At 46.1% G+C, this 21,641-nt stretch carries 21 protein-coding genes, 1 tRNA gene and 1 other RNA gene; 21 read left to right on the top strand and 2 right to left on the bottom strand.

Annotated features, from left to right (window positions below; all coding sequences use genetic code 11):
- From G343_RS15580 to G343_RS0109385, 6 genes are all read left to right on the top strand, one after another.
- The coding region (locus G343_RS15580; protein ID WP_020007890.1) for a hypothetical protein at positions 1-525 on the top strand (525 nt) is incomplete at its 5' end.
- Between the two features lie 64 nt (positions 526-589).
- Complete coding sequence (gene trxB / locus G343_RS0109410; RefSeq protein WP_020007889.1) at positions 590-1,534, top strand: thioredoxin-disulfide reductase; 945 nt, start codon at positions 590-592, stop codon at positions 1,532-1,534.
- A gap of 211 nt (positions 1,535-1,745) precedes the next feature.
- Positions 1,746-2,630 carry an RNase adapter RapZ gene (gene rapZ / locus G343_RS0109400; protein WP_020007887.1) on the top strand — a complete coding sequence of 295 codons (885 nt, stop codon included), beginning with the start codon at positions 1,746-1,748 and terminating at the stop codon, positions 2,628-2,630.
- Complete coding sequence (locus G343_RS0109395; protein ID WP_020007886.1) at positions 2,617-3,609, top strand: gluconeogenesis factor YvcK family protein; 993 nt, start codon at positions 2,617-2,619, stop codon at positions 3,607-3,609. The genes rapZ and G343_RS0109395 overlap by 14 nt, the downstream gene beginning before the upstream one ends.
- 23 nt (positions 3,610-3,632) lie before the next feature.
- A complete protein-coding gene (whiA, locus tag G343_RS0109390; protein ID WP_020007885.1) occupies positions 3,633-4,580 on the top strand; it encodes a DNA-binding protein WhiA in 948 nt (315 codons plus the stop codon).
- A 322-nt stretch (positions 4,581-4,902) separates the two neighbouring features.
- Positions 4,903-6,180 (top strand): hypothetical protein, encoded by a 1,278-nt coding sequence (locus G343_RS0109385; RefSeq protein ID WP_020007884.1) that lies wholly within the window; start codon positions 4,903-4,905, stop codon positions 6,178-6,180.
- 178 nt (positions 6,181-6,358) lie between these two features.
- Here G343_RS0109385 and G343_RS0109380 read toward each other — a convergent pair whose 3' ends face one another.
- Both G343_RS0109380 and clpP read right to left on the bottom strand, forming a co-directional pair.
- Positions 6,359-7,282: a TIGR01777 family oxidoreductase gene (locus tag G343_RS0109380; RefSeq protein WP_020007883.1), complete on the bottom strand. Its 924-nt coding sequence runs from the start codon at positions 7,280-7,282 to the stop codon at positions 6,359-6,361.
- Positions 7,283-7,410: 128 nt separating this feature from the next.
- Complete coding sequence (gene clpP / locus G343_RS0109375; RefSeq protein WP_020007882.1) at positions 7,411-8,007, bottom strand: ATP-dependent Clp endopeptidase proteolytic subunit ClpP; 597 nt, start codon at positions 8,005-8,007, stop codon at positions 7,411-7,413.
- 169 nt (positions 8,008-8,176) lie between these two features.
- On the opposite strand from clpP, the gene G343_RS0109370 reads away from it, so the two are divergent.
- The 15 genes from G343_RS0109370 (at position 8,177) to ssrA (ending at position 21,438) form a co-directional block, all read left to right on the top strand.
- Positions 8,177-8,248 (top strand) — tRNA-Arg (locus G343_RS0109370).
- Positions 8,249-8,269: 21 nt separating this feature from the next.
- A complete protein-coding gene (locus G343_RS0109365; protein WP_169336673.1) occupies positions 8,270-9,055 on the top strand; it encodes a threonine/serine exporter family protein in 786 nt (261 codons plus the stop codon).
- A gap of 12 nt (positions 9,056-9,067) precedes the next feature.
- Entirely contained in the window at positions 9,068-9,520 is a 453-nt protein-coding gene (locus G343_RS0109360) for a threonine/serine exporter family protein (protein WP_020007881.1), read from the top strand.
- Positions 9,521-9,522: 2 nt separating this feature from the next.
- On the top strand, positions 9,523-9,786 hold the full coding sequence (locus tag G343_RS0109355) for a glutaredoxin family protein (RefSeq protein WP_020007880.1): 264 nt from the start codon (positions 9,523-9,525) through the stop codon (positions 9,784-9,786).
- Positions 9,787-9,902: 116 nt separating this feature from the next.
- The gene (locus G343_RS0109350; protein WP_026366347.1) at positions 9,903-10,928 is read left to right on the top strand and encodes a sugar-binding transcriptional regulator; all 1,026 of its coding nucleotides are present in this window, start codon (positions 9,903-9,905) and stop codon (positions 10,926-10,928) included.
- A gap of 31 nt (positions 10,929-10,959) precedes the next feature.
- On the top strand, positions 10,960-11,961 hold the full coding sequence (gap, locus tag G343_RS0109345; RefSeq protein WP_020007878.1) for a type I glyceraldehyde-3-phosphate dehydrogenase: 1,002 nt from the start codon (positions 10,960-10,962) through the stop codon (positions 11,959-11,961).
- Between the two features lie 100 nt (positions 11,962-12,061).
- Positions 12,062-13,249: a phosphoglycerate kinase gene (locus tag G343_RS0109340; protein WP_020007877.1), complete on the top strand. Its 1,188-nt coding sequence runs from the start codon at positions 12,062-12,064 to the stop codon at positions 13,247-13,249.
- A 41-nt stretch (positions 13,250-13,290) separates the two neighbouring features.
- Complete coding sequence (tpiA, locus tag G343_RS0109335) at positions 13,291-14,046, top strand: triose-phosphate isomerase (RefSeq protein WP_020007876.1); 756 nt, start codon at positions 13,291-13,293, stop codon at positions 14,044-14,046.
- Positions 14,043-15,578: a 2,3-bisphosphoglycerate-independent phosphoglycerate mutase gene (gene gpmI, locus G343_RS0109330; protein WP_020007875.1), complete on the top strand. Its 1,536-nt coding sequence runs from the start codon at positions 14,043-14,045 to the stop codon at positions 15,576-15,578. The genes tpiA and gpmI overlap by 4 nt, the downstream gene beginning before the upstream one ends.
- Positions 15,579-15,629: 51 nt before the next feature.
- Positions 15,630-16,931, top strand: coding sequence for a phosphopyruvate hydratase (gene eno / locus G343_RS0109325; protein ID WP_026366346.1), 1,302 nt, complete (start codon positions 15,630-15,632; stop codon positions 16,929-16,931).
- 187 nt (positions 16,932-17,118) lie between these two features.
- A complete protein-coding gene (secG, locus tag G343_RS0109320; protein ID WP_020007873.1) occupies positions 17,119-17,349 on the top strand; it encodes a preprotein translocase subunit SecG in 231 nt (76 codons plus the stop codon).
- Between the two features lie 95 nt (positions 17,350-17,444).
- Positions 17,445-18,188: an alpha/beta hydrolase gene (locus G343_RS0109315; RefSeq protein WP_020007872.1), complete on the top strand. Its 744-nt coding sequence runs from the start codon at positions 17,445-17,447 to the stop codon at positions 18,186-18,188.
- Between the two features lie 16 nt (positions 18,189-18,204).
- Positions 18,205-20,529, top strand: a complete 2,325-nt coding sequence (rnr, locus tag G343_RS0109310; RefSeq protein WP_020007871.1) for a ribonuclease R — start codon at positions 18,205-18,207, stop codon at positions 20,527-20,529.
- 6 nt (positions 20,530-20,535) lie between these two features.
- The gene (smpB, locus tag G343_RS0109305) at positions 20,536-21,000 is read left to right on the top strand and encodes an SsrA-binding protein SmpB (protein WP_020007870.1); all 465 of its coding nucleotides are present in this window, start codon (positions 20,536-20,538) and stop codon (positions 20,998-21,000) included.
- A 75-nt stretch (positions 21,001-21,075) separates the two neighbouring features.
- Positions 21,076-21,438: a transfer-messenger RNA gene (gene ssrA / locus G343_RS15195) on the top strand.
- Positions 21,439-21,641 lie beyond the last annotated feature (203 nt).

Genomic DNA, 21,641 nt, shown 5'->3' with positions numbered 1-21,641 from the left:
TGGAACAAAATGCAGACATTTCACAGAGTCAGCGAAGCATACAGTCCATGGAAAAAGGATGAAGCAGCACAGAAAATTACAGATCTTGAACTTGAGTATTTAACAGATGATGATGCCTACAGGCGCCTTCTCGGCATATACAGAATATATAATGTGTTTCCCCGCGATGCGATACTCGGGCATGCGGTGTGGGACACGATTGAATCTCTGGATGACTATGAGAAGCTGTACATTTCATTTTTATTCCAAGGATTGAAACTCGTGCGGCTCGGGCGCATGCATCAGGGGCTCGAAGCGATGAAAAAGGCGGGGTACATTGCAGAAGAAGATCAGCTGGCATGGATTGAAACATTCCACGATCTCTACGAGGCGAAAGAGGACGTTGAAGATGTGACCGCACTGGCAGCAGCAACGATGCATTTTCACCAGAGAAACAGGCGTATGACGAAAAAATCACTGGTTGAAGATTTTAAAACGAGTACTTATCGTTTGAACAAGGCAATCGACAGGATCAAGCATATTTGATGAAAGATTGTAATATTCCATTTATAATATTATAAATGAGAGAGTAAAAAAGGAGTTATTTATAATGACTGAAGAAAATGTTTATGATGTAGTCATTGTCGGAGCGGGACCGGCAGGCATGACAGCAGCACTATATGCATCCCGTGCGAACTTAAAAACAGTGATGCTTGAACGCGGCATGCCCGGCGGCCAGGTCGCGAACACCGAAGAAGTGGAAAACTTCCCGGCATTCGATTTCATTACAGGACCGGACCTGTCCACAAAAATGTTCGAGCATTCACAGAAGTTTGGCGCTGAATATAAATATGGTGATATCAAATCTGTAACAGTTGAAGGGGATATTAAAGTTCTTAAAACAAGCTCAGAAGATATCCGGACGAAAACTGTCATCATCGCTACAGGCGCAGAGTACAAAAAAGTCGGTGTAGACGGGGAAGATGCACTGGGCGGACGCGGTGTCAGCTACTGTGCCGTTTGTGACGGTGCTTTCTTCAAGGAAAAGGAACTTGTTGTTATCGGCGGCGGAGACTCCGCAGTTGAAGAAGGTGTCTTCCTGACTAAGTTTGCAGATAAAGTTACAATCGTCCACCGGAGAGATGATCTGCGCGCTCAGAAAATCATTCAGGACCGGGCATTCAAAAATGATAAAATTGATTTCATCTGGGATACACAAATTCAATCGATCAATGGTGAAAACCGCGTGGAAAGTGTCACTCTGATGAATAAGAAAGATGGTTCAATCTATGATTTCAAAGCAGATGGTGTATTCGTATATGTCGGCATGAAGCCGCTCACCGACCCGTTTGAAGATTTAGGCATTCTTAATGAAGAGGGCTATGTCGATGCCAATGAAGAGATGGAAACATCCATTCCGGGAATATTTGCAGCAGGCGATGTCCGCGTGAAAACACTGCGCCAGATTGTCACAGCAACGGGTGACGGCAGTATTGCCGCACAAAATGCAGAAAGTTATATTGAAAAGCTTGCAGATATGCAGGAAGTAAAATAGATATTGATGCTGTCAAATGTGAACCGGTGTTCTTTGGGAAGAGCACCGGTTTTTCAGGGTTTTGCGTTCGGGGTGCCGGACAGTATCGCTGAAACAGGCAATGAGAATGGAATGAACTGATCCAAACAGTATTATTTTTTATTGGCAAACTTTTTGAAACGTCAATTATAATGTAAAGTAGTCATTAGAATGACAGGAGGAGGCGGGGTATTTGAAAGAGCTTAAAATTTTAACCGGTATGAGTGGTGCAGGTAAGTCCGTAGCGATTCAGGCACTTGAGGACATGGGCTATTTCTGCATCGATAACCTGCCGCCGATTCTGCTGCCGAAAGTTGTGGAACTGATGCGCACAACAGACGGGCAGATGGGACGTGTAGCGCTTGGCATCGACCTGAGAGGCAAGGAATTATTTGAAGATCTTGTCAAAGAGGTGGAAATTTTGAGGGAGAACAATGATATTGTGCTTGAAATCATCTTCCTCGATGCTTCTGATGAAGTATTGGTCAGCCGCTACAAGGAAACACGCCGTGTACATCCGATTGATAACGAGATGAATCTGCTTGATGCGATAAGGACAGAGCGGGAACTCCTGTCTGAACTCAAGGGACGTGCAAATGATATTGTGGACACTACGAACACAACTGAAAAATCGCTTAGGAAACACCTGTTAGAAAAGAGTTCCGGAGCCAATGAGCGGCCTTTCAACGTGAACATCATGAGCTTTGGCTTCAAGCACGGTCTGCCGATTGATGCCGACCTTGTATTCGATGTCCGCTTTCTCCCAAACCCGCATTACGTTGATAATCTAAGACCAATGAACGGGATGGATCAGCCGGTTTTTGACTATGTCATGAAATGGCAGGAAACCCGCACCTTTTATGAAAAGTTACTTGATTTATTAAAATACACCATTCCGCAGTTCATGAAGGAAGGGAAATCCCAGCTGGTCATTGCCATCGGCTGCACCGGGGGACAGCACCGTTCTGTCACACTTGCCGAAAAACTTGCCGCAGACCTGTCTGACAGCCTTGACTTCAAAATGAAAGCAATGCATCGGGATGCAGAAATCGAGAGCCGTGTTAATGAAGAAAATTAAGGTTACACTCGTCGGCGGCGGTACGGGTCTCAGTGTTTTGGCAAGGGGGCTGAGGCGTTACCCGGTGGATATTTCAGCAATCGTATCTGTCGCCGATGACGGTGGTTCAACAGGGTTGGTTCGTGATCAGATTGACATGCCGGCACCCGGTGATATCAGAAATGTGATGAGTTCACTCAGTGATGTTGAATCGAAACTGGAGAATCTTTTCGTATACAGATTTAAGAAGGACAGGTTTGGCGGTCATGCGCTCGGCAACCTGATGCTCGCGGCAATGTATGATATGACAGGGGATTTTGCGATGGCGGTCAAAGAGCTCAGCAAAATTTTAAACGTCAAGGGAACTGTCATTCCCTCCACAAACTTCAGCCCGAAACTGGCGGCACGGATGGATGACAATTCAATCATCGTCGGGGAGAGCTATATTCCCGAAGTGAAACAGAAGATAGAAGAAGTGTATCTGCTTCCGAATGATACGGTGGCCACGGCTGAAGCCGTCCAGGCGATAGAGGATTCGGATGTGATTGTATTCGGACCGGGAAGCCTCTATACGAGTGTGATTCCCAACCTTCTGCCCGGCGGTATCAAAGATGCCATACTTGGTTCACAAGGGATTAAAGTATATGTCTCCAACATCATGACCCAGGTTGGAGAGACACTGGGGTATACCGCGGCAGATCATCTGGAAGCGATCGATTTTCACCTGGGTCAGAAAACAGGCAGGAGCATCATGGATTTTATTATTCTTAATGAACAGGATATTCAGGGTCAGATCTCTGAATACTACAGCCGGAACCACATGTCGATAGTCAGCAGTGATAAACAGCGCATCAGGGAAATGGGTGTGGAAATTGCCACGGATCACCGGCTGGTTTCAATCGATGATCAGGGTGCGGTGAGACATAATAATAAAGTGCTGGCTGAAAAGATCTATGACATTGCACTCAGGGAAATCAGCACATTGCAGTATAAGAAATAACATAATGATAAGGGCGTGATTGCATGTCATTTGCTTCCGATATGAAGAACGAACTGACCAGGATCGAAGTGGATACGTGCTGCATGAAAAGCGAACTCTCCGCACTCATTAAAATGAACGGTGCGCTCAGCCATTTCAATGGCGGGTGGATTTTAAACATACAGACTGAAAATGCCGCGATTGCCAGAAGGATTTTTACGCTGATAAAAAAGGTGTACGGGGTTGAGATCGAACTGCTGGTGCGCAGGAAGATGAAACTTAAGAAAAATAATGTGTATATTTGTCGTATTAAGGATGACAGCAGACTCGTACTTGAGGATCTTGAGATTTTGGAAGACGGGGAGCTGTCTGACAGGATCAATGATAAGGTAAAAGAGAAAGAGTGCTGTATCCGCAGTTATCTGCGCGGAGCTTTCCTGGCAGGCGGTTCAGTGAATAATCCCGAGACTTCCGCCTATCATCTGGAAATCCATTCCTTACAAGAAGCACATGTCAGGAATCTGACAGAGCTGATGAATGGCTACGAACTGAATGCAAAAGTGATAGAACGAAAACGCGGCTTCATCGCTTATTTGAAAGAAGCGGAGAAAATCGCAGAATTTTTGAGTCTGATCGGCGGATATCAGGCACTGCTTAAATTCGAGGATGTCAGAATCGTACGGGATATGCGGAACTCGGTGAACCGGCTCGTCAACTGTGAGACTGCCAATCTGAATAAGACCATCGGCGCCGCCATGAGACAGGTGGAAAATATCCAGTTCATTGATGAAGAAATCGGTCTGGATGAACTGCCCGAGCGACTGAGCGAAATCGCAAAACTGAGGGTGGAACATCAGGAGGTTTCTTTAAAAGAGCTGGGTGAGATGATGTCAACAGGTGCTGTTTCAAAGTCAGGTATCAATCACCGTTTGAGAAAACTGGATAAAATCGCAGAGAAGCTGAAAAGCGGGGAAGAACTCGTTTTAAAATGACATTCAGTATGTGAAGATGCGGAAACTGCAGACAAAATCGTGAAAGCGGTATGTCTGCAGTTTTTATATGCGGATTGCTGGTTTATGCATGGTGCCCTGCGGTCCATAAAATATCTCAACGCCCATAGAATGAACGAGACGTGATCTAAGGTAAAGACTGATAAAAAAGAGAAAAATTTTTGGGATATATATTAGCTTTAATTCAGAAGGGTATAAGATGTTCAGATAATTTTTTATAATAAGTCCCCTGCATATTAATGATAGAAAAAAAGGCAGATGCATAAGGGTGTTCAAAAATGGATCGACCGAAAGGTAAGTTTAAATGCTTTATCAATTTATAGTATACGCAAAGAAAGAAAATTTAATGTTGTTTGATGTCAGTGGTGAAGAATGGAATTTTCCTCATTTTTACGCTTTACCCTTTCATATTGCAGATATCAAAAAAATAAATGAATATTTCAACAAACAGTATAATCTGTTTACAAATGTACTAAAATGCTGGAAAAAAGAAGATTCGAGGCTGATATATGAAGTGGAAGTCCTGGATACTGATCATTTGCCTGCTTATAAATATTCCGATTGGGCAGCCCCCTCCAGTGCTAATATTTTTAACGCTATTTCGGTAAAAGAAAAATGGATTCTTCAGCAATGGAAAGAGGGAAGTGATTATCAAATGCCATGGTTCCAGTATGGTTTTAGAGAGAAGACTGAAGAATGGGTAGAAAGCAAATTGTTGGGCAGATTCTGCTTGGTGGAACAGGTAAGAACTTGGGAAAAGGGGTTATTATTAAAGATTCATGGTTTTAACAATAACTATTATGTTAAAACGGTACCGCCAATTTTTGGTCACGAACCGTTTGTTCATCAAAGTATGACAAAGTATGCACCTGAAGTTATTTCAATCGACGAAAAAAGAAAAACATATATGATGAGAGAAATTAACGGAGAACTTCTTGGATATTCAGAGGACATTCAACAATGGAAAATGACTGTTAGGAGAATTGCTGAGCTACAGAAAAAATACATTCAAGGTGAACTGAAGATAAATAGAACTATACCGATAAGACCTGTGCACACAATAATTAATGAAGAACGGCTGCATAAAACGATAAGTGCATTAGAAAATTACATATCAAATACTTCCTATCAAAATTTATTCAAGAGTATACCTGATGTTCTGTCATTAGTACAAACACTGAAATTTAAAACGTTGCTATCTGTGGATCATGGTGACTTATTTGGTGGTAATGTAATAGTGGAGGGCGGTGAGCCATTAATTTATGACTGGTCTGATAGCTCGCTCACCCATCCATTTCTAAGTATTGTCCATCTGACAGAGGAAGTGGAGACATTCTTTTCCCCCACATTAAGTGAAGAGGTGTTAAGCGCTTATATAGACGAATGGGAAGGTTACGGACAAAAAGATGAGTTAATTTCTGAATTTTTAATAGTTCAATTACTTCAGCCAATCTATTATATTATAGTCTACTTGTTAATTATATCTCCTTCACTTCATGATAATATTGATAAAGAAGAGGTTATAGATGGTTACATCACTAAATGGATCGACAATATAAGTGAAATCAGTGGCCAAACCTAATCGGGTTGTGATTATTTTCAAATAAGCGGATATATTTTCAGCTTTAAGAATAACTTTACTAATGCCGGCTATTAACTGTCTCACAATGTCCGGTAATATCGCGGCACTGCCAGCTCAGCCCAAAAAGCGGAGGCGCCGACATTAAGGGCACCTCCGCTTTAGATATTCATGACGCCAGCTAATCTGTTTCTTTATCAAACAAATCTTCCAGTGCAATGTCAAGCGTCGGGAAGATAAACTTGAAATCGTTTTCCATCAGCACTTCTGGAAATACGTACTGTCCCTTCACTATCATGATGGACTGTTCTCCGATCACACTGCTGAACAGGAATGCCGGAGTTGTGAAGAAATTGGGTTTGCCGAGGACCGCGCTGAGATAAGCTGAAAATTGTTTCTGTCTGTTTGGTGTCGGCGCTGTCAAATTCACGGGTCCGGAAATTTCATCGTGAGCAGCTGTGAATAAAAGGGTATTCAGCAGATCATCAATATGAATCCAGCTGTACCATTGCTCGCCGCTGCCGATTTTGCCGCCTGCGCCGAATTTATAGGGCAGCGATATTAAGGGCAATACGCCGTTTTCCTTATCCAGAACCAGACCGAATCTTGCAGTCACTACCCTGACGCCAAGTGTTTCGAATTTTCTTGCTTCGTTTTCCCACGAAGCGGTCACATAGGAGAGGAAATTATGCGGCGCAAATGTATGACTTTCATCAAAGTATGTGCTCTCACTGGTTGGATAGTAACCGACAGCGCTGGCATTGACCAGTACGCCGGGCTTGATTTCACTCTGCTCCGCCCATCTTTTGAGCATCCGTGTCACATTGATTCTTGAATGCAGTATTTCCGCTTTGTGTGACTCTGTCCATATTTTCTGCAGCGAAGCACCGGCGAGGTTATAGATGATGTCAATTTTCTTTGGCATATTTTCCATCCAGCCTTCATTTTCCGGATGATCGGGGTCGTATTGTATATAGTGAATGTACGGATGTTCTGAATAGTGACTGCCCCGGCTCAAAATATACACATGATCCTGTTCTTCCACTAATGTATCTGTAAGTCTGGCACCGACGAATCCTGTCCCGCCTGTTATAAGCACGTTCATATTATATGCCTCCTTGTATACTAATTATATCCCTATCAGCAGCTGATTAATCCAATTTTTATTAAAAAATTAAATAAAAAAGAGACAGCGCATCATCATTTAATGGCTGTCTCATAAATAGAAATGAATTATTTGTTATCCAGTGCTTCCGGTTCCATCACTTCGTCGACCAGGCCGTACTCTTTAGCTTCGTCTGCAGTCATGAAGAAATCACGGTCAGTGTCCTTCTGGATCTTTTCAATCGGCTGACCGGTACGTTCTGCCAGGATGGCATTGAGTTTTTCGCGCGTTCTGATGATGTGTTTTGCAGCGATCTCAATTTCCGTGGCCTGACCCTGGGCTCCGCCGAGCGGCTGGTGGATCATCACTTCAGCATTCGGCAGCGCGAAGCGTTTGCCTTTTGCACCGGCTGCCAGCAGGAATGACCCCATGGAAGCTGCAATACCAAGGGAAATGGTCTGAACATCCGGTTTGATATGCTGGATGGTGTCGTAGATTGCCATACCTGAAGTCACGCTGCCGCCCGGAGAGTTAATATAAAGGAAAATATCTTTCTCGGAATCCTGCGCCTGCAGGAAAAGCAGCTGGCTGACCACTGAATTGGCCACGTTATCATCGATCGGCGTGCCAATCATGATGATTCTGTCTTTTAACAGCCTGGAGAATATATCATATGCACGTTCTCCTCGGTTGGTCTGTTCGATTACTGTAGGAATTAAATTCATATTACTGCCTCCTGATAATGTACTGTTCTATATTGCACTAATTAAGTTATACCACATTAGTCAAATAAGGTCAAAAGAAGATGCTCACATAAAATGAGTAATTTTAACTCTTTTCATCATTATTAATTATTGGTATACTGAATATGTTTTCAAACTATAATAATAACTTACCCCCGTGGTGTAATGGACAACACGTAAGATTCCGGTTCTTGAGATGGGAGTTCGATCCTCTCCGGGGGTGTTCCGAATCGAGGTGGGCCGTGTGAGTGGCGAACTTGAGGCTATTGACGCTCCTGACAGAGTGCTGAGTGATGGCTTTGTCCGAGACGTATTTTATATTGCTTTAAACTGCGGTAAAATACTGCTCGAAAATGGGGCCGAGACTTACCGTATTGAAGATACGATGGCACGTATCGCAGACAATTACGGTATCGATAATACTCAGGTTTTCGTTACTCCCACGGTCATTATTTTTTCTATGAATGATTACGCACTGACACAGACAGTGCGTATTGATGAAAGAGCGAACAATCTTGAAAAGATAGACAGCATCAATAATCTGTCCCGCAGGATTGCAGGCGGACTGCCGCTCAGGCAGGCAATCGACCAGCTGGGAACCATCCACGATACGCGGATATTTCCTTTCTGGATGGTCGTTCTGTCCGGTGCGATTATCGGCGTCAGTTTTCTCATGCTGTTTGAAGGCGTGACCGTCGATATTCCGGCAGCTGTCATCGCTGGTGCCGGCGGTGTGTTCATCATGGAGGGCATCCAGCGGTATACGAAGATCAAGTTCTTCACTGAATTTTTTGCCGCAGTGTTCATTGCAATGGCTGCGATTCTCTATGCAGAATACGGCCCCGGACAGATGCTGGATACAATCGTCATCTCAAGCGTCATGCCGCTGGTCCCGGGAGTGCTCATTACGAATGCCATACGGGAAATGATTCGCGGCCATCTGCTGGCAGGTGTGATCAAAGGGGCGGAAGCGGCACTGACTGCCATTGCGATCGGTGCCGGTGTCGCTCTTGTTTACATGCTGTTGTAGGAGGAGATGGGGATGATAATTGTATTTCAGCTGATATTCAGTTTCTTAGCCTCAGCGGGTTTCGGCATCCTCTTCAATGCACCGCGGCGTGCACTGGTGAATTGCGGACTGACCGGGGCTGCGGGCTGGATTCTCTATTATTTCCTCAGAGAAGGCGGTACAGATCTGATCCTTGCCGCTTATACAGGAGCTATCGGATTGACAGTGATGGCAATTTTTTTCTCAAGATGGATGAAGATGCCGATCATCATATTCATTACTTGCGGCATCATACCTCTGGTGCCCGGCGGTACAGCTTATGATACGATGCGCCATGTCGTTATGAAGGAGTATACACTCGCCCAGGTATATGCGTTTGAAGTGATGCTGACGGCCGGCGCCATTGCCCTCGGTATCATAAGTGCAGAAATGGCTTATCAGGTTTACCAGACGATTAGAGGAAAAGTGAAAAGGAATGAGGTATAATCATGCTTGAGATGGTCTACTATACGAGGGATAACTGTCAATTATGTAATGAAGGTCTTGAACAGGTGAGGGTCGCCATCAATGAACTGAGGTACAGTGATGTGAGATTAACTATGGTTGATATTGATTCTGAGGAGGGACTTCAGGAGAAATATATGATCAGGGTGCCAGTGCTCGAACATGACAACAAAGTTGTCCAGGAAGGGATCATTGATTTTGCACAGGTTTATGATTATTTAAAAGACTATAGGGGTAATTCCAGATAAAGACGTTGAAATGAAATAATTGCATTATTTAATATATATGGTATATTAAATGTGCAGTTATTTTTTGTCCCTGGTGGGACATATTCAGTCTCATGTTGGCGGGAGGTGTTGATGCCGTGTGGCAGAGATTATTGAGTATTCAAAGACGCATCGCCCCGGAAGCCATAGACGAGCTTCTGAAACGCTTTGAGATATTAAAGCGCATAGAGGCGAATCAGCCCATTGGCAGGCGGACACTGGCCAGGAAGATGGGCTGGACTGAAAGGATTTTGCGTAAGGAAGTCGACAGACTGCATCATTTAGGTTTGATATTAATTGATAAAAGAGGCATAGCTGTCTCCCAGTCGGGTAATGAGATAATGGAGGAACTCTCCCCATATATTACAACACTTGACAGGCGGGCGGATCTTGCCCGCAGCTTGAGGGAAAAATACGGACTGCGGGACTTTTTCATCATCCGCGGAGATGCAGACAGCAGTGAGGAACTGCAGCATGAACTGTCCAAGCTGATGGCGGAGAAACTTCAAAAAATGTTTTTTGACGGGGCGGTTATCTCGGCAGCTGGGGGCTCGACCATGGCCAGCGTCAGCAATTTCCTGTCTCCGACAGATGATAATCTGTTGTTCGTACCCGCCCGCGGCGGCCTCGGCGAGGAAGTTTACTATCAGGCAAACTCCATTGTCAGCCGTCTGGCAGCTGCAACCGGCAGTGGGCATAAGGTGCTTCATGCCCCGGATAATGTCGGGGAGACGGTGCTCGAACCGCTGAAAAATGAACCGGCTGTCAAGGAAGTGACCCGTCTTAATCAACAATCAGACTATGTCATCCACGGCATCGGCGAAGCGATGAAGATGGCGGACCGCCGGGACGTACAGCAGGAAGTTATCGATCGGTTGAGAGAGAAGGGTGCAGTCGGGGAAACATTCGGTTATTACTTTGACCGTAACGGCGATATTTTAAAGAAAGTGAAAACCATCGGGTTACAGCTTGAAGACCTGGCAAGTAAAAAGGCAATTTTTGCAGTTGCAGGCGGCAGCAGCAAGAAAGAAGCGGTCAGCGCATACATGAAAATCGCACCGGAGAATACACTGCTTTTCATCGACGAAACAATCGCAGAATATTTACTGAACAGCGATCATTAATCACTGAAAATAATCAAGGAGGCCATAAACAATGGTAAAAGTAGCAATTAATGGATTTGGACGTATTGGCAGACTGGCAGCGAGAGAAATTCAAAACTATGACGATATTGAATTAGTAGCGGTAAACGATTTGACTGATGATGATTTCCTGGCGCATCTCTTCAAGTATGATACGACCCAGGGCCGTTTTGAAGGTGAACTGGAACAGTTCGACGGCGGTTTTAAAATCAACGGCAGCGAAGTGAAATCCTACAACATTAAAGAGCCGGCTGAATTACCATGGTCAGATCTTGATATCGATATTGTGCTTGAGTGTACCGGTTTATTCACCCATGCTGAAGGGGCTCGAAAACACATCACCGCAGGTGCCAAAAAGGTACTTCTGTCAGCGCCCGGCAAAGATGACATGAGGACGATTGTTTACGGTGTCAACGAAGATTTTATTGACGGCAGTGAGGAAATTGTATCTGCCGCGTCCTGTACGACAAACTGCCTGGCGCCGGTAGTGAATGTGCTGAATAACGAATTTGGCATCAACCACGGACTGATGACGACCATCCATGCATATACCGGAGATCAGAACACACTGGACGCACCGCATCCAAAAGGAGATTACCGACGTGCTCGCGCAGCAGCGATGAACGTGGTTCCAAACTCTACCGGTGCTGCCAAAGCAATCGGCAAGGTCATCCCTGAACTTGACGGCAAACTTAATGGCGGCGCCCAGCGCGTACCGGTCGCGACAGGTTCATTGACTGAAGTGACCGTTGTCCTCAATGAAAATGTAACAGCCGAAGACGTTAACGCAGCCATGAAAGCAGCAGTCAATCCGTCATTTGGATATACGGACGATGAAATCGTTTCTTCAGATGTTATCGGCATCAAGGAAGGTTCATTGTTCGACGCTACCCAGACGCATGTCATGGAAGTGGACGGAAAACAGATGGTCCGTGCGGTCGCATGGTATGATAATGAAATGTCGTATGCTTCCCAGCTGGTCAGAACGCTCGAGCACATGGCGGTTAAACAGTAACAACTTATCAGACGGGCGGGAGACCGCCCGTTTTTATTTTATTTAGATTCGGATAATGGGTATAATGGAAGTGACCATTAATTGTACAGGAGGCACAGCAATGAAGAAAACTGTAGAAGATGCAGATCTCAGCGGCAAGAAAGTGCTGCTCCGCGCTGATCTTAACGTACCGATGACAGACGGGGAAATTACGAATGACAACCGGATTGTCCAGGCGCTGCCGACCATCGAATATGTGCTTGAACAAGGTGGCAGAGTGATTTTATTCTCCCACCTCGGCAAAGTGAAGACTGAAGAAGATAAGCAAGATAAAACACTCCAGCCGGTGGCAGCCGCTCTGACAGACAAACTGGGCAGAGAGGTAGTTTTCGTCCCGCATACAAGAGGGAGGTCGCTCGAACAAGCGGTGTCAGCACTTGAGGATGGCGAAATTCTTTTATTTGAAAACACACGTTTTGAAGATATTGAAGACAAAAAAGAAAGCGGAAACGATGCAGAGCTCGGCAGATACTGGGCCTCTTTAGGGGACATCTTTGTCAACGATGCATTCGGGACAGCACACCGTAAGCATGCTTCAAATGTCGGCATTGGTTCTAACATTGAAACAGTATCCGGGTTTCTGATGCAAAAGGAAATCGACTTCATCGGCGGTGCCATCGAGGAACCGAAACGACCGTTTGTGGCAATTTTAGGCGGTGCGAAAGTCTCCGATAAAATTGGCGTGATTGAGAACCTTCTGCCGCGGGCGGATAAAGTCATTATCGGCGGCGGTATGGCATATACTTTCCTGAAATCACTGGGATATGAAATTGGAGGATCCCTGCTGGAGGCAGACAGGGTGGAACTTGCGAAATCCCTCCTCGATAAAGCGGGTGATAAAATCGTACTCCCGAAAGATGTTGTCGCTGCAGAAGAGTTTGCTGAAGATGCCAGCCATAAAACAGTGCCGGTTGATGAAATTCCGGCAGATATGGAAGGTCTGGATATTGGACAGGGCACAGTCAAAGCATTTGAGGCAGAATTGCAAGGTGCCGGAACAGTCATCTGGAACGGCCCAATGGGTGTATTTGAAATGGAAGCATTTGCCCAAGGGACGATTGGTGTGTGTCAGTCAATCGCAGCGCTGGATGATGCAGTGACGATTATCGGCGGCGGGGATTCTGCAGCAGCAGCCATGGATCTGGGATATGCAGATGATTTCTCCCATATTTCAACAGGCGGCGGGGCCTCCCTGGAATATCTGGAAGGCAGGGAGCTGCCCGGCTTGACGGCCATAGACGACAAGTGAGATCTGTATGAGGAATATTAATGATATCTAGGAGGATGTTTATGAGAACACCATTTATAGCAGGCAACTGGAAGATGAATAAAACGATCACAGAAGGTGAGCAGTTTATCGACGCGTTAAGCCAGCTCCCTAAAAATGATGAAGTGGAAAGTGCAATCTGTGCACCGTTCATCCATCTGCCTTCACTGGTTGCCGGGGCAAAGGATCTTGAGCTGGGTATTGGCGCTGAAAACAGTCATTTTGAGGACAGCGGCGCATTTACCGGAGAGGTGTCGCCTGCAATGCTTGAAGCCCTCGGTGTGGATTATGTCATCATCGGTCATTCGGAACGGCGGGAGCACTTTAATGAGACGGATGATTCTGTCAACAAAAAGGTGCATGCGCTGCATGCCAAAGGGCTTGTACCGATTATCTGCTGCGGTGAATCCGATGCAGAACGCGAGGGCGGCCAGGCAGAATCCCGTGTGAAAGATCAGGTGTCAAAAGCGCTGGATGGTCTGTCCGCTGAACAGGTGCGTCTCTCTGTCATTGCATACGAACCGATCTGGGCCATCGGTACAGGTAAATCTGCCACAAGCAGTGATGCGAATGAAATGTGCGGTATCATCCGCGAGCAGATCAGGACGCTCTATGACGCGGACACAGCCGAAGCCATCCGCATTCAGTATGGAGGTTCCGTGAAACCTGCAAATATCAAAGAATATATGGCACAGGAACATATCGACGGCGCTTTGGCCGGCGGCGCTTCCCTGGATCCTGAAAACTTTATTCAACTGCTGGAAGGTGCTAAAAAATGACCAATCCGGCAGCCTTGATCATTCTGGATGGTTTTGCCAACAGGACAGAAACGTACGGGAATGCGGTTAAAGCGGCGCATAAACCGAACTTTGACCGTTTCTACAGCCAGTATCCGCACAATGAACTCAGCGCTTGCGGCCTTGACGTGGGGCTGCCCGAAGGACAGATGGGGAATTCTGAAGTGGGCCATCTGAATATTGGGGCCGGACGTATTGTGCATCAGAGCCTCACACGGATCAGTAAATCCATCGAAGACGGAGATTTTTTCAAAAATTCCGTGCTTAATGGTGCGATGGAGCATGCGCTTAAAAACGACAGTGCCCTCCATGTGATGGGACTCCTTTCTGATGGCGGTGTACATTCGCACTATGCCCATATGTTCGCCGTTCTTGAACTGGCAAAGGAACGAGGGCTTAAACAGGTTTACGTTCACGCATTTTTAGACGGCCGTGACGTTGCGCAGGATTCTGCGCTTGCATACGTCCGCGAAGCTGAAAAACGGTTTAAGGAAATTGGAATCGGTGAGTTTGCCACCGTCAGCGGTCGCTATTACGCAATGGACCGCGATAAAAGATGGGAGCGCGAAGAAATGGCTTACCAGGCGATTTCAAACGGTGCTGCCCCGCGTTATCAGACAGCGGAGGAAGGTATACAGGCAAGCTATGATGCGGGCATCTATGATGAATTTGTCCGGCCGTTCGTCGTCTATGACCAGGCCGGCGATTATGATCACGGCGTGAAGGACGACGATGCAGTCATTTTCTATAATTTCCGTCCGGACCGGGCGGCACAGCTTTCTGAAGTCTATACGAATGAAGAATTCATGGGCTTTGAAATCGATAAAAAATATGACGACCTTAAATTCGTCACTTTTACAAAGTACAGCGATAATGTCCATGCGGATGTGGTATTTGAAAAAGAGGATCTCATCAACACCATCGGTGAAGTCACTGAAAAGGCAGGAAAAAAACAGCTGCGCATTGCGGAGACTGAAAAATATCCGCATGTCACGTATTTCATGAGCGGCGGCCGCCATGAGGAATTCGAGGGCGAACGCAGAGCACTTGTCAATTCACCTAAGGTCGCAACCTACGATCTGCAGCCGGAGATGAGCGCATATGAAGTGAAGGACAGATGTCTGGAAGAACTGTCGAAAAAAGACCTGGATCTGATCATCCTGAACTTTGCCAATCCGGACATGGTCGGACACAGCGGTAAACTTGAACCGACGGTAAAAGCGATTGAAGCCGTTGATGAATGTCTGGGACCGATTGTCGATGAAATAATCGCCCAGGGCGGTTCTGCAGTCATTACTGCGGACCATGGGAACTCTGACGAAGTGACAATGGCTGACGGAGAACCGATGACAGCCCATACGACGAATCCGGTGCCTGTCATCGTGACAAAAGCCGGTGTTGAAGTGAGAAGCGGCGGCCGGCTTGCCGACTTGTCGCCGACACTTCTTGAGTTGATGGGCGTGGACCAGCCTGCAGAGATGACCGGAGAGACACTGATAAACGACTCATTGTAAAAACAAATGGTCTTCCGGATAAAGAAAACAAACAAAAAAGGAGCGATTGATATGCCATTAATTACAGATGTTTACGCACGTGAAGTACTTGACTCCCGCGGCAATCCGACAATCGAAGTGGAAGTATTAACAGAAAGCGGCGCATTCGGACGCGCACTTGTACCTTCCGGCGCCTCTACCGGGGAATACGAAGCCGTTGAACTTCGTGATGCCGATGGGTTCCGCTATCTTGGCAAGGGTGTAGAAAAGGCAGTGGAAAATGTCAATGAAACAATTGGACCTGAACTTGCAGACGGTGATTTCAGTGTGCTTGAACAGGTGTCCATCGATAAGATGATGATTGCTCTGGATGGCACTGAGAATAAAGGCAGCCTGGGTGCCAATGCAATTCTTGGTGTATCAATGGCAGTCGCTAAAGCGGCTGCGGATCTGCTCGGACAACCGCTCTACAAGTATCTTGGCGGCTTCAACGCCGTGCAGCTGCCGGTGCCGATGATGAACATCATCAATGGCGGAGAGCACGCAGACAACAATGTGGACATACAGGAATTCATGATCATGCCGGTGGGGGCCGGTTCATTCAAAGAAGGACTCAGAATGGGTGCGGAAATTTTCCATAACCTTAAGAAAGTGCTGAACGAAAAAGGGTATAATACAGGTGTGGGCGATGAAGGCGGATTTGCGCCAAACCTCGGTTCAAATGAAGAGGCACTGTCCACGATCATTGAAGCGGTTGAAAAAGCGGGCTACAAGCCAGGAGAACAAGTCCGTCTCGCAATGGATGCCGCTTCAAGTGAATTCTACGATGCCGGCACAGACAGATATGAACTTAAGGGCGAAGGCAAGTCCTATACAGCACAGGAAATGGTGAACTGGTACAGCGACATGATCGAAAAGTATCCAATCATCTCGATTGAAGACGGGCTGGATGAAAACGATTGGGAAGGGACAAAACTCCTGACCGAACAGCTCGGTGCCAAAGTGCAGCTCGTCGGCGACGACCTGTTCGTCACGAATACTAAAAAGCTTGCGCGTGCTATTGAGCAGGGCGTCGGTAACTCCATTCTGGTCAAAGTGAATCAGATCGGTACACTGACAGAAACATTTGAAGCCATCGAAATGGCGAAACGCGCTGGGTATACCGCCGTCATCTCTCACCGTTCAGGAGAGACAGAAGACACGACCATTGCGGATATAGCGGTGGCCATCAATGCCGGTCAGATAAAGACAGGTGCACCGTCGCGCACGGACCGCGTGGCTAAATACAATCAGCTGCTCCGCATCGAAGATGAGCTCTTCGAAACAGCAAAATTCGAGGGCATAGAGTCATTCTATAATCTGGAAGAAAGATAAAGATCTGAAGGATCGCCGCCTGATCAGGCGGCGATCCTTCAGTGTGTTTGGCTGCTGTCGCTTGTTATGTACCGGGAACGCTGGAATAATGCAGTTTAAATTAAGTGTAAAAACACCACATCTGTTTGCATTCACTCTATGTTTTTGATAATATTCTTAGTGTTAATATTTTTGGAGGGATTACCACATGCAAACGCTGCTCATTGTGCTATTGATTATAGTTTGTATATCTTTAATTGCAGTGGTATTGCTACAGTCAGGGAAAAGCGCCGGTCTGTCAGGTGCGATCGGTGGCGGTGCAGAGCAATTATTCGGTAAACAAAAAACTCGCGGTATGGATTTGGTGCTGCATAGAGCGACTGTTATTCTGGCGCTTCTGTTTTTCTTGATTATGCTGTTGCTGACATATTTAGGTTAATTGTTATCACCCCCTGATGCCAGGGGGGTTTTATTTTATATAATGATCATATAACGTACAATAAAGATAAAGCACTCGAAAGCAGGGAGCAGACTATGAAGGTACAATTACCAAAACCATTTTTCTTTGAAACGGGTGAAAAGGCGGTGCTTTTACTCCATGGATTCACTGGTAATTCATCGGATGTCAGGCAGCTGGGACGCTATCTTCAAAAGCAGGGGATTACTTCCTATGCCCCGCATTATGAAGGTCATGCTGAGCCGCCTGAAAACATTCTCAAGTCGAGTCCTTATGTGTGGTGGGCACAGGTACTTGATGCATATGATTTCTTGAGAGACAAGGGCTATGACAATATTTTTGTTGCCGGAATTTCCCTGGGCGGTGTCTTTGCATTGAGACTGGCGATTGAACGCGAGGTTTTAGGGGTATGCACAATATGCAGCCCGATGTATATGAAGGACAAGGAAAAGATGTTTAACAGTTTCCTGGAATATGCCAGAGGTTTCAAGTCAATGGAAGGCAGAGATGAAGAAACGATCGAGAAGGAAATGAAAGATCTTGAACCGACCGATATGCTGGATGAAATTAGTGATATGATCAGCCTGGTGAACAGCAGGCTGGATGATGTGTTCGATCCTCTGTTCGTTGCGCAGTCCGGGAAGGATGAAGTGATCAGCCCGGATTCGGCGAACATTATTTATAACGATACTTCGACGGATGAAGAAGACAAAAAACTGAAATGGTATCCAGAATCGGGGCACGTGCTTACGATAGATATTGAAAAGCAGCAGTTATTTGAAGACTTGTATAAATTTAAGAACCAGTTGGACTGGAACTAAAACAGGAGGCGATTCCATGGGTGACTATAGAGAGAGAATATTAGAAATTATCGAATCGGAAAATTATAAACCGATGACGATGAGCCAATTCCAAAAAGAGCTTTCTGCGGATGAATCGGATGACTTCAAGGAAATGGTTAAAACATTGGTTGCCCTTGAGGAATCCGGTATCGTTTTTCGTACGAAGAAAGACAAATTCATGAAAACGAGCGAAACGGACCTTGTCAAAGGAAATCTGTCTATGCATAAGCGGGGATTTGGTTTCCTGCGCCCCGAAGATACTGAACTTGAAGATGTTTTCATCCCGCCGAATGCAATTAACAGTGCACTGGACGGGGATACGGTGCTGGTCAAGATTGGAAAGTCCGCCAAAGGCGGGGAAGATGAGAAGTATGAAGGTGAAATCACAAGTATTCTGAAGCGCGGCATCACCCGGGTGGTTGGTGAATACCAGCCGAACAAGCATTTCGGTTTTGTTGTGCCGGATTCCAAGAAAATCGTCGATGACATCTTCATACCGAAAGGCCAGAACCTTGGAGCGATCGAAGGGCATAAGGTGCTTGTTGAGATTACCAGATACGGTGACGGTAATGATAATGCGGAAGGTCACGTGATCCAGCTGCTCGGGCACAAGAATGACCCGGGCGTTGATATCATGTCCATCATTTATCAGCATGGGATCGAGATTGACTTTCCGGAAGAAGTGTTGAAAGAAGCGGAACATGTCCCGGATCACATCGACAGATTTGAACTGGACGGCCGCAGGGATCTGCGCGATGAACTGACCATTACTATCGATGGCGCGGACGCCAAGGATCTTGATGATGCGATTGCCGTCAGCAAACTTGATAACGGTAACTTTGAACTGACTGTCAGCATCGCTGATGTGAGTTACTATGTTACAGAAAACTCTGAGATGAACAAAGAAGCCTACGACCGGGCAACGAGTGTCTACCTTGTAGACCGGGTCATTCCGATGATCCCGCATCGCCTGTCAAACGGTATCTGTTCCCTTAACCCGGATGTCGACCGCCTGACGATGAGCTGCCGCATGGAAATTGACAGCAACGGTAAGCTGGTCAATCATGAAATCTTCCAGAGTGTCATTCATTCAAACCGCAGGATGACATATGACGCTGTCAATAAAATGCTGGATGAGGACGATCAGGCGCTGATCCACGAGTACAGAGATGTTTACCCGATGCTTCAGGAAGCAGAGGCGCTTGCAAAAGTATTAAGAAACCGGCGGGATGCCCGCGGCGCGATTGACTTCGACTTCAATGAAGCGCAGGTTATTGTCGGCGCGGACGGCGCTCCGGAAGATGTTGTTTTAAGGACACGCTCTGTTGGTGAGAAGATGATCGAAGAGTTCATGCTCGCTGCCAACGAAACAGTGGCGGAACATTTTCACTGGATGGATGTGCCTTTCCTCTATCGGATCCACGAAGATCCAAAAGAGGAAAAACTGAGACAGTTCTTTGAATTCATCACAAATTTCGGTATCGTCGTCAAAGGCAAAGGCAACGAAATTCATCCAAAAGCACTGCAAGAGATCACTGAAGAAATCCAGGGACGCCCGGAAGAAATGGTGATCAGCACATTGATGCTCCGATCCTTGCAGCAGGCAAGGTATTCTGAGGAAAATGCCGGGCACTTCGGTCTGGCTGCTGAATTTTATACACACTTCACGTCCCCGATCAGACGTTATCCCGACCTGATCGTCCACAGACTGATCAGAGAATACCTGATCGACGGGCATACCGGGCAAAAAACAATTGATAAAAATGCTGAATTTTTGCCGGACGCCGCCCAGCATACTTCAGACAGGGAACGCCGCGCACAGGATGCAGAACGCGATACGGATGATCTGAAAAAAGCCGAATTTATGCTTGAACATATCGGGGAAACCCACGAAGGCGTCATTTCAGGCATTATGAACTTCGGCATGTTCGTCGAGCTGCCAAATACGATCGAAGGTCTTGTCCATGTCTCCATGATGACGGATGATCATTACCAATATCATGAAAGACAGATGTCGATGATCGGCGACCGCACCGGCAATGTATACCGTATCGGCGATCCGGTCGAAATTGAAGTGGCTGATGTCAAACTTTCAGAAAAGCTTATCGATTTTAAGATTACAGGGATGCCTGAACGCGCCCCGAGAGAAAAAAGAGACAAGCCGGTGGAGATCAAAGCAAAGTCCAAAAAGGACGACAGCAGTAATAAAAGCCGGTCCCGCCAAAAGAATGATAAAGGCTCAGATAATGGCAATACGAATAAAAAACCATTCTACAAAGGTGCGAAGAAGGCGGCCAAAAAAAGGAACAGAAAGAAGTAATGACATATGAAGAAAACTCATGACCGACCGCTTGCCCAAAACCGTAAAGCAAGACATGACTATCAGATAGAAGAAACGATAGAAGCGGGTATAGAATTGAAGGGGACTGAAATCAAATCCATCCGCCGCGGTTCAGCCAACCTGAAAGATGCCTACGCCAAAGTCTTCAGGGGGGAGATGTATGTGTATAACATGCACATCGCCCCTTATGAGGAAGGCAACAGGTATAATCATGACCCGCTCAGGAACCGGAAACTGCTCCTAAAGAAAAAAGAAATCGATAAACTAAACGGACAGATACAGCAAACGGGCTATGCACTCATTCCGCTGAAACTCTATATCAAAAGCGGCTACTGCAAAGTTTTGCTCGGTCTTGCCCGCGGAAAGAAGAAATATGATAAGCGTGAAGATATGAAACGCAAACAGATGAAACGGGACATGGACCGGGCCATCAAAACCTATAACCAGTAGGGTCGCTTGAAAAAATGACCGTTTTATGGTAAAATATGCTGTACAAAAGATACAGAATCACCGCTTTATAAATCCGGGGACGTTCCGGATTCGACAGGGGCTGTTTGAGCATCTTAAGCGTGCCGGAGGTTTCGGCTCCGTAAAAACGATACTCAGTTTATAATAACTGGCAAACAAAACAACTTCGCAGTAGCTGCGTAATAGCACTCTGCATCATCCCTTGACGTTTTCTGTGCGTCCTGATCGGATGATTCAACTTTAGCAGGATACGCAACCGTTCTTCCGTCTGGAGAACGGCTGAAGAGATCAATCAGACTAGCATGGTGCTGAGGCACGTTCATTGCCGCAGACCATGCGAAATTAAACAATGAACTACGCACGTAGAAAGAGATGTGGCAAAGTCTCTGGACGCGGGTTCAACTCCCGCCGTCTCCATTGTAAAGTCTTTAATCAAAGATGATTGAAGGCTTTTTTTATTGTCCGGAATGTTTATATAGCCGTCTTCGGGGCTACAAGTACTTAAATTGAATTTTAAATGACCAGAAAGCATCAGCCCTCCTCGGGGCTGATGCTTTCTGCGGCAGTGATTTGGTATGTTATTTGGAGCGGGTATAGTATAATGGTGTTTCATTTCAGACGGG

The organism is Salinicoccus albus DSM 19776, from assembly GCF_000385175.1.
Taxonomy (GTDB): domain Bacteria; phylum Bacillota; class Bacilli; order Staphylococcales; family Salinicoccaceae; genus Salinicoccus; species Salinicoccus albus.
The sequence above is the reverse complement of the archived record's forward strand: the minus strand, read 5'-3'. Positions and strand labels throughout refer to the sequence as shown.

Coding starts and splice junctions, on each gene's coding strand:
- tpiA (WP_020007876.1), top strand. CDS start 13,291: ATGAGAACACCATTTATAGCAGGCAACTGGAAGATGAATAAAACGATC.
- trxB (WP_020007889.1), top strand. CDS start 590: ATGACTGAAGAAAATGTTTATGATGTAGTCATTGTCGGAGCGGGACCG.
- secG (WP_020007873.1), top strand. CDS start 17,119: ATGCAAACGCTGCTCATTGTGCTATTGATTATAGTTTGTATATCTTTA.
- eno (WP_026366346.1), top strand. CDS start 15,630: ATGCCATTAATTACAGATGTTTACGCACGTGAAGTACTTGACTCCCGC.
- G343_RS0109385 (WP_020007884.1), top strand. CDS start 4,903: ATGCTTTATCAATTTATAGTATACGCAAAGAAAGAAAATTTAATGTTG.
- G343_RS0109355 (WP_020007880.1), top strand. CDS start 9,523: ATGCTTGAGATGGTCTACTATACGAGGGATAACTGTCAATTATGTAAT.
- G343_RS0109380 (WP_020007883.1), bottom strand. CDS start 7,282: ATGAACGTGCTTATAACAGGCGGGACAGGATTCGTCGGTGCCAGACTT.
- gap (WP_020007878.1), top strand. CDS start 10,960: ATGGTAAAAGTAGCAATTAATGGATTTGGACGTATTGGCAGACTGGCA.
- clpP (WP_020007882.1), bottom strand. CDS start 8,007: ATGAATTTAATTCCTACAGTAATCGAACAGACCAACCGAGGAGAACGT.
- G343_RS0109315 (WP_020007872.1), top strand. CDS start 17,445: ATGAAGGTACAATTACCAAAACCATTTTTCTTTGAAACGGGTGAAAAG.
- G343_RS0109360 (WP_020007881.1), top strand. CDS start 9,068: ATGATAATTGTATTTCAGCTGATATTCAGTTTCTTAGCCTCAGCGGGT.
- G343_RS0109395 (WP_020007886.1), top strand. CDS start 2,617: ATGAAGAAAATTAAGGTTACACTCGTCGGCGGCGGTACGGGTCTCAGT.
- whiA (WP_020007885.1), top strand. CDS start 3,633: ATGTCATTTGCTTCCGATATGAAGAACGAACTGACCAGGATCGAAGTG.
- rnr (WP_020007871.1), top strand. CDS start 18,205: ATGGGTGACTATAGAGAGAGAATATTAGAAATTATCGAATCGGAAAAT.
- G343_RS0109340 (WP_020007877.1), top strand. CDS start 12,062: ATGAAGAAAACTGTAGAAGATGCAGATCTCAGCGGCAAGAAAGTGCTG.
- gpmI (WP_020007875.1), top strand. CDS start 14,043: ATGACCAATCCGGCAGCCTTGATCATTCTGGATGGTTTTGCCAACAGG.
- smpB (WP_020007870.1), top strand. CDS start 20,536: ATGAAGAAAACTCATGACCGACCGCTTGCCCAAAACCGTAAAGCAAGA.